The organism is Xylophilus sp. ASV27 (assembly GCF_016428875.1).
Lineage (GTDB): Bacteria > Pseudomonadota > Gammaproteobacteria > Burkholderiales > Burkholderiaceae_C > Xylophilus.
Map to the genome: position 1 here is coordinate 1 of NZ_JAELTO010000152.1, position 7691 is coordinate 7691.

The 7691-nt window shown below is 69.7% G+C and carries 6 protein-coding genes; 2 read left to right on the plus strand and 4 right to left on the minus strand.

Annotated elements, in window-relative coordinates; all coding sequences use genetic code 11:
• Nucleotides 1–122: 122 nt before the first annotated feature.
• The gene (locus tag JHD63_RS20825) at nt 123–1013 is read right to left on the minus strand and encodes a methylglyoxal synthase (protein WP_198972717.1); all 891 of its coding nucleotides are present in this window, start codon (nt 1011–1013) and stop codon (nt 123–125) included.
• Between the two features lie 99 nt (nt 1014–1112).
• Between JHD63_RS20825 and JHD63_RS20830 the strand changes: the two genes are divergently transcribed.
• Nucleotides 1113–1997 (plus strand): CoA transferase, encoded by an 885-nt coding sequence (locus tag JHD63_RS20830; protein ID WP_198972718.1) that lies wholly within the window; start codon nt 1113–1115, stop codon nt 1995–1997.
• Between the two features lie 57 nt (nt 1998–2054).
• Here JHD63_RS20830 and JHD63_RS20835 read toward each other — a convergent pair whose 3' ends face one another.
• Both JHD63_RS20835 and JHD63_RS20840 read right to left on the minus strand, forming a co-directional pair.
• Nucleotides 2055–2954 (minus strand): DMT family transporter, encoded by a 900-nt coding sequence (locus JHD63_RS20835; RefSeq protein WP_198972719.1) that lies wholly within the window; start codon nt 2952–2954, stop codon nt 2055–2057.
• 205 nt (nt 2955–3159) lie between these two features.
• Nucleotides 3160–5511: a YgiQ family radical SAM protein gene (locus tag JHD63_RS20840; protein WP_198972720.1), complete on the minus strand. Its 2352-nt coding sequence runs from the start codon at nt 5509–5511 to the stop codon at nt 3160–3162.
• A 225-nt stretch (nt 5512–5736) separates the two neighbouring features.
• On the opposite strand from JHD63_RS20840, the gene JHD63_RS20845 reads away from it, so the two are divergent.
• The gene (locus JHD63_RS20845) at nt 5737–6696 is read left to right on the plus strand and encodes an aldo/keto reductase (RefSeq protein WP_198972721.1); all 960 of its coding nucleotides are present in this window, start codon (nt 5737–5739) and stop codon (nt 6694–6696) included.
• A gap of 53 nt (nt 6697–6749) precedes the next feature.
• Here JHD63_RS20845 and rlmB read toward each other — a convergent pair whose 3' ends face one another.
• Entirely contained in the window at nt 6750–7493 is a 744-nt protein-coding gene (gene rlmB, locus JHD63_RS20850; RefSeq protein WP_198972722.1) for a 23S rRNA (guanosine(2251)-2'-O)-methyltransferase RlmB, read from the minus strand.
• Nucleotides 7494–7691: the final 198 nt, after the last annotated feature.

A 7691-nucleotide genomic window follows, 5' to 3' on the forward strand; every position in this document is an offset into this window, starting at 1 on the left:
CCACGTGGCGACGTCGATCACGACACTGCGTCATCGACTGAGCTATCAGTTGATCGCTCGTCTCGGGCAGTGCCCATGCTGCGGAAGGGCAAGCGCAAAGCATCTTTTATGACACAGTAAGACTAAGCCAGCCCCAGGTGCCGCCCAGCCGCCTGCGCCCAGCGCTCGGCCATGGCGGGCGAATTGATGCAGGAGGCGGTCTCGCCCACGCTGCACACCGCGCGCTCCAGCAACTGGATGTCGGCCTCGTGCTGGCGCGCCACGTGCGGGTCCTCGAAGAAGATCACCTTGTGGCAGGCGCCGTCGAGCACCAGTTCGGCGATCTGCGCGTCGCCGCCCAGCGGGCCGCTGAGGTAGCGCCGCACCCAGGGCCGCGCGGCCGGCCAGCCGCGCGACCAGGCCATGCGGTTGAGCAATTCGCCCGTGGTGCCAGTCGCCACGCGCTGCGCGTAGCGCGACAGCAGCTCGAAATGCGCGCCCGCGAATTCCACCATGCACTCCTTCAGCGCATCGTGGGCGATCAGCGCGGCGGTCTGCGCCTCCAGGCGGAACAGCGCCTGCGGCCGCTGCGCCGGCAGGCCGGCGTGCAGCAGTTCCACCTCCACCCACTCGATGGCGCCGGCCAGGGTCGAGACGAAGGGCTTCTGGTGCGTCACGCACTGGCGCTTGAGCGCATGCGCCTCGGCATAGGTCGTCGTCGGGTCGACCGGGTCCTGCAGGTAGACGATGCCGCCCAGTTCATCCTCGGGCCGCAGCCCGCCGGAGATGCGCGACACCAGCCGCATCAGCCCGCCCTCGCGGCCGCGCGGGTAGCGCACCAGCGGCGCGTAGCCCTGCAGCAGCCCGGCCCGCGCGAGCGCATCGTAGGCGCCGCCCACGGCATGCAGGCCCAGGCCGAGCCGCCGGATGCCGTCACCGCTGGCGGCGATCCAGGCCGGCAGCCCGGCTTGCGTGGCGTCGCGGTGCAGGCGGCTGGCGGCCAGGCCGAAGCGGAGGGCGGGTGCGGGTGTCATCTGTGGTGCTGTTGCAAAGGAACGGCCCCGATTGTTGCCGGGTTCCGTGGAGGATTTCACCACTGCCCGACGGCCGCCAAGCCGGTGTCCAATCACCCGATGCCCTCTTCCACACCTCCTCATCAGCCCCTGGCAGGCATTCACCTCCTGAGCCTGGCCCTCAACCTCCCCGGCCCCGCCGCGCTGCAACGCTGCCGGCGCATGGGCGCGGACTGCGTCAAGCTCGAACCGCCCGCCCCCGCAGGCGCCGCCACGGCCGACCCGATGGGCCGCTACAGCCCGCCCGCCTATGCCGCGCTGCACGAAGGCGTGCGGGTGCTGCAGGCGGATCTGAAACAGGCCCAGGGCCAGGCGCTGCTGCAGGCGGAACTGGCCCGGGCCGACGTGCTGCTGACCTCGTTCCGGCCGTCCGCGCTTGCGCGGCTGGGCCTGGATGCGGCCGCGCTGGCGGCGCGCCACCCGCGGCTGTCGTGCGTCGCCATCGTCGGCGCGCCCGGCCCGGCAGCCGAAATGCCCGGCCACGACCTGACCTACCTGGCCGAAAGCGGCCTGGTGCCCGGGCTGGCGCTGCCGCCCACGCTCTACGCCGACATGGCCGGCGCCCTGATGGCGAGCGAGGCGGTGCTGCAGGCGCTGCTGCGGCGCGCCGCGACCGGCGCCGGCGTGCACCTGGAAGTGGCCCTTTCCGACGCCGCCCGGCACCTGGCCCAGCCGCGCGACTGGGGCCTGACGCTGCCCACGGGCGCGGTCGGCGGCGCGCACGCGGGCTACGGCGTGTATGCCTGCGCCGACGGCCGCGTGGCCGTGGCGGCACTGGAGCCGCACTTCGCCGCCGCACTGTGCCGCGCCGCCGGCCTGCCGGAGCAGGACATGCTGCAGCCCCGGATGCGGAAGGCCATCGCCGGCTTCCTGCGGCGCCACACGCGGGCAGAACTGGATCAGTTGGCCCGCGAGCGCGACCTGCCGCTGCACACGCTGGCATAGCGTCACTACGGAATAGATAGCAGGAAGCCAAGGCAGAACCTTGGCTATAGGCCTTTTTTATCTAAATTTCCTGGGCCACGACAGCAGGCCCATTGCCGTCCCCAGCAGCAGTGCGCCCCACCACTGGCGCGGCGCCATCGGCTCGGCGAGCCACCAGGCCGCCAACACCGCCGCCACCAGGGGCTCCACCAGCGAGCCGATGACTGCCGCCGTGGGCGACAGCCGGCGCGCGCCCCAGGCAAAGCACAGATAGGCCAGCGAGGTCGTCACCACGCCGGTATAGGCCACGCCCCACCAGTCCACGGACCGCGACGGTCCCTGCCAGCCTTGCGGCAGCGCCACCACCAGCACGCACAGCGTGGACACCGCCATGCCCCAGGCCGAGGCGCTGACGGCCGGGATGGCCACCGGCATGCGCGCATTGCCCAGCACCATCAACGCGTAGCAGAACGCCGACCCCAGCGACCAGGCCAGGCCCGCCAGATGCCCGGGCGGCAGGGCCGTGCCGCCCGCCGGCAAGGCCACCAGCAGCACGCCGCCCAGGGCCAGCGCAAGCGCCAGCAGCAGGCGCGCGCTCGGGCGCTCATAACCGCGCAGCAGCGACACCAGGGCCACGATGGCCGGAGCGCAGCAGACCGAGATCACCGTCGGCAGCGCCGGGCCTATGCGCTCTATGCCGGCAAACCAGCAGCCCACGTTGAGCGCCATCGCCGCCCCCGTGCCCGCCACCAGCATGCGCTGGCGCACGGGCAGCGCACGCCAGTGCGGCACCTCGGGCTGGCGCCAATGCCACCACCACAGCAGCGGCAGTCCCAGTGCAAAACGCACCAGTGCCAGGCTTTGCGGCGTCATGCCGCTGCCCATCAAATGTTGTGCCACCAGGGCCCCCAGGCCCCAGAGGGCACCCGCGAGCAATACGCCGCCCCATGCCAGGGCGGCGGACGTTGTCGATTTCATGGATCCGTCTTCTCCGAAAGGCGCCCGGCCGCCATGCGGCGGGGGCGCGACCGTGCCTGCCCGCCCGGGCGGTGGGGCCAGGGCGAAGCGCTATGCGCGGCGCAGCAGGGCTGCGCGCGTTACAGGCTTACGGCGGGGGGAGAAGTGCGGAAGAAAGACATGGACGCGATGATAGCCAACAAGGCCCGAAGGCCCGGTCACGGGCTCAGCGCGGCTTGCGTGCCAGGGGCTTGCCGCCCGGCTTGCCCGCGCCGTTGTCGCGCGGCGGCAGACCGGTGTGCTGGGTCAGGAGGCGGCCCTTCACCGGCTTGGACGGCTTGGCCGGGGTGGCGGCAGCCTTCAGCGGCGTGGAATTCTTGCGGCGCGCGCTCTGGTAGCTGCCGTCGGTCAGCGGCTGGAAGGTGGGGATCAGGTGGTGCTTGCCGTTGCCGATCAGGTCGGCGCGGCCCATGGCCTTGAGCGCCTCGCGCAGCAGCGGCCAGTTGTTCGGGTCGTGGTAGCGCAGGAAGGCCTTGTGCAGGCGCCGGCGGCGCTCGCCGCGCACGATGTCCACTGCCTCGCTGTCGCGCGTGATCCTGCGCAGCGGGTTCTTGTTGCTGTGGTACATGGCCGTGGCGGTGGCCATGGGGCTGGGGTAGAAGGTCTGCACCTGGTCGGCGCGAAAGCCGTTCTTCTTGAGCCAGATCGCCAGGTTCATCATGTCGCTGTCGCTGGTGCCCGGGTGCGCGGCGATAAAGTACGGGATCAGGTACTGCTTCTTGCCCGCCTCGGCCGAGTACTTCTCGAACATCTGCTTGAACTTGTCGTAGCTGCCGATGCCGGGCTTCATCATCTTGGTGAGCGGGCCCTGCTCGGTGTGCTCGGGCGCGATCTTGAGGTAGCCGCCGACGTGGTGCTGCACCAGTTCCTTGACGTACTCGGGGCTCTGCACCGCCAGGTCGTAGCGCAGGCCCGAGCCGATCAGGATCTTCTTGATGCCCTTCAAGGCGCGCGCGCGGCGGTAGATCTTGATCAGCGGGTCGTGGCTGGTGTTGAGGTTCGGGCAGATGCCCGGGTACACGCAGCTCGGCTTGCGGCAGGCCGATTCGATCTCGGGCGACTTGCAGCCGATGCGGTACATGTTGGCCGTGGGGCCGCCCAGGTCGGAGATGGTGCCGGTGAAGCCCTTGACGCTGTCGCGGATGGCTTCCACCTCTTTGATGATCGAGTCTTCCGAGCGGCTCTGGATGATGCGCCCCTCGTGCTCGGTGATCGAGCAGAAGGTGCAGCCGCCAAAGCAGCCGCGCATGATGTTGACGCTGAAGCGGATCATTTCCCAGGCCGGGATCTTGGTCGCGCCGTCATGGCTGCCGTGCTCGTCGGCGTAGCGCGGATGCGGGCTGCGCGCATAGGGCAGATCGAACACGTGGTCCATCTCGGCCGTGGTCAGCGGAATGGGCGGCGGGTTGATCCACACGTCGCGCGCGGTCGCGCCCTCGCCATGCGCCTGCACCAGCGCGCGCGCGTTGCCTGGGTTGGTCTCCAGGTGGAGCACGCGGTTGGCGTGGGCGTAGAGCACCGGGTCGCTGCGCACCTGCTCGTAGCTGGGCAGGCGGATCACGCTGCGCTCACGCGGCGGCACCTTGAGCTTGACCGAGGGGTTGGCGACGAAGTTGATCGGCCGGACGGCCGCGCCGGCAACACTGCCCGCGGCTTCGGCCTGCGCGGCCACGGCCTGCGCCTCGTCCTCCTTGGCGCAGGTGGCGCCGTTGGCCTTGGCCTGGTCCGACACCATCAGGTAGGGGTTGACGTGGGCCTCGACCCGGCCCGGCGCGTCGACGCTGGTGGAGTCGATCTCGAACCAGGGCTCGCCCGGCGTCTCGCGCCGCACGAAGGCGGTGCCGCGCACGTCGGTGATGTTCTGCACCGGCTCGCGCGCGGCCAGGCGGTGGGCGATCTCGACGATGGCGCGCTCGGCGTTGCCGTACAGCAGCAGGTCGCACTTGGCATCGACCACGATGCTGCGGCGCACCTTGTCCTGCCAGTAGTCGTAGTGGGCGATGCGGCGCAGGCTGCCTTCGATGCCGCCGAGGATGATCGGCACATCGTTCCAGGCCTCGCGGCAGCGCTGCGAGTAGACGATGGCCGCGCGGTCGGGGCGCGCGCCGCCGACGTCGCCGGGCGTGTAGGCGTCGTCGCTGCGGATCTTGCGGTCTGCGGTGTAGCGGTTGATCATCGAATCCATGTTGCCGGCCGTCACGCCGAAGAACAGGTTCGGTTTGCCCAGCACCTTGAACGGCGCGGCGCTCTGCCAGTCGGGCTGGGCGATGATGCCGACACGAAAGCCCTGCGCCTCGAGCATGCGGCCGATCACCGCCATGCCGAAGCTCGGGTGGTCCACGTAGGCGTCGCCGGTGACGATGACGATGTCGCAGCTGTCCCAGCCCAGCGCGTCCATCTCGGCACGGCTGGTGGGAAGGAACTTCGCGGTGCCGAAACGCGCCGCCCAGTACTTGCGGTAGCTGGTCAGGGGCTTGGCGGCACGCGCGAAAAAGGAAACGTCGACGGGGGCGTTCATCGCGGGGCTTTCTGGGGTAACCCGCGATTTTAGGTTGCCGGCCCCTTTTTCTCTAACGCGGGGCTTTTGCTGGCCGGGCCGAAAAGCCCGCAAGCCCAGGAATCATCCAGGCATTCAGCTATATTTTTCATAGCATTCATGAAAACCGCCGGCGCGCGCCGGCGGATTTCGCGCAAAACGGCAAGAATGCGCGGTCCTGAAACGCACGCAACGAAAGGCTCCCGCATGACCCTCCGCCCGCTCGGCCGCTCCGGCCTTCAGGTGTCACCCCTCGCCTTCGGCGGCAACGTCTTCGGCTGGACGGTGGATGAAGCCACCTCCTTCTCCCTGCTCGATGCCTGGCTCGACGCCGGCATGAACTTCGTCGACACCGCCGACGTCTACTCGCGCTGGGTGCCCGGCCATGGCGGCGGCGAGTCGGAAACCATCATCGGCCAGTGGCTCAGGAGGAGCGGCCGCCGCAACCAATTGGTGCTGGCCACCAAGGTCGGCAAGCCCATGGGCGAGGACAAGGTCGGCCTGCGCCCGGCCTACATCCGCCAGGCGGTGGACGCCTCGCTCAAGCGCCTGCAGACCGAGTACATCGACCTCTACCAGTCGCACGACGACGACCCGAGCGTGCCGCTGGAAGACGTGCTGGGCACCTTCGGCGACCTCATCAAGCAAGGCAAGGTGCGCGCCGTCGGCGCCTCCAACTTCACGGCCGAGCGGCTGAAGCAGGCGCTGGACGTGAGCGAGCGCCACGGCCTGGCGCGCTACGAAAGCCTGCAGCCGCTCTACAACCTGTACGACCGCAAGGTGTTCGAAGACGCGCTGGGGCCGCTGTGCCTGGAGCGCCAGGTCGGCGTCATCAACTTCTACGCACTGGCCGCGGGCTTCCTGACCGGCAAGTACCGCACCGAGGCCGACGCCGCCAAGAGCGCGCGCGGCGCCAGCACCACCAAGAAGTACCTCAACCCGCGCGGCCTGCGCATCCTGGCCGAACTCGACGAGGTCGCCCAGCGCTACGCCGCCACGCCCGGCCAGGTCGCGCTGGCCTGGCAGATCGCCCGCCCGGGCATCACCGCGCCGATCGCCAGTGCCACGTCGCTGCAGCAACTGCAGGAACTGGTGAAGGCAGCGCAACTGAAACTCGACGTCGAAGCTATCGAGCAATTGGATCAGGCCAGCGCGGAGACGGCCTGAATTTCATATCGCCCAGGCCTCGCGTGCCGCTGGCAGCCTGGGGTATTCCATTCCTACGACCGCTGCCGCAACGCCTCGTACAGGCAGACGCCGCTGGCCACCGAAACGTTGAGGCTTTCGACCGCGCCGCGCATCGGGATGCTGACCAGCGCGTCGCAGGTCTTGCGCGTGAGCTGGCGCATGCCCGGGCCCTCGGCGCCGAGCACCAGCGCGAGCGGGATCTTCAGGTCGGCCTCATACAGGGTCTGCGGCGCGTCCTCGGCCGTGCCGATGCACCAGATGCTGCGCTCCTTGAGTTCATTCATGGTGCGCGCCAGGTTGGTCACCATGAAGTAAGGCACGGTCTCGGCCGCGCCGCTGGCGACCTTGGCCACGGTGGCGTTGACGCCCACCGCGTGGTCCTTGGGCGCGATCACGGCATGCGCGCCGGCGCCGTCGGCCACGCGCAGGCAGGCGCCCAGGTTGTGCGGATCGGTCACGCCGTCGAGCACCAGCAGCAGCGGCACGGTGCCGGCCGCTTCCAGCCCTTCGAGCAGTTCGTCGAACGAGCGCGCCTGCTGCACCGGGTGCACCCGCGCCGCCACGCCCTGGTGGCCGGCGCTGCCGGCGAGCCTGGTGATGCGCAGGCCGTCGGATTCGATCAGCCGGGCGCCGGCCTCGGCCGCGCGCTCCAGGAACTGCCGCATGCGCGCGTCGCGCCGCGTGGCTTCGTAGTAGATCTCGATGATGGACGCAGGCGCCGTCTTCAGGCGCACGCCGACGGCGTGGAAGCCGAAAAGCACTTTGGGGGAGGACATGCCGGGATTATCGCGGCCGCCGCGCAGCCGCCTCCGTGACGCAGAATGCTACTCTATTGATAGCAAACAACCCAGACAATCAGGGCAATCGCATCTAACCAGAGCCCCCCATCCCCAGAGCCGCTCCCATGCCCATGAGGTGCTCCAGATAGGGCAGGCTCCAGCCAGCGCGCTTGCGCTTGGCCTGCAGCCCGAGCT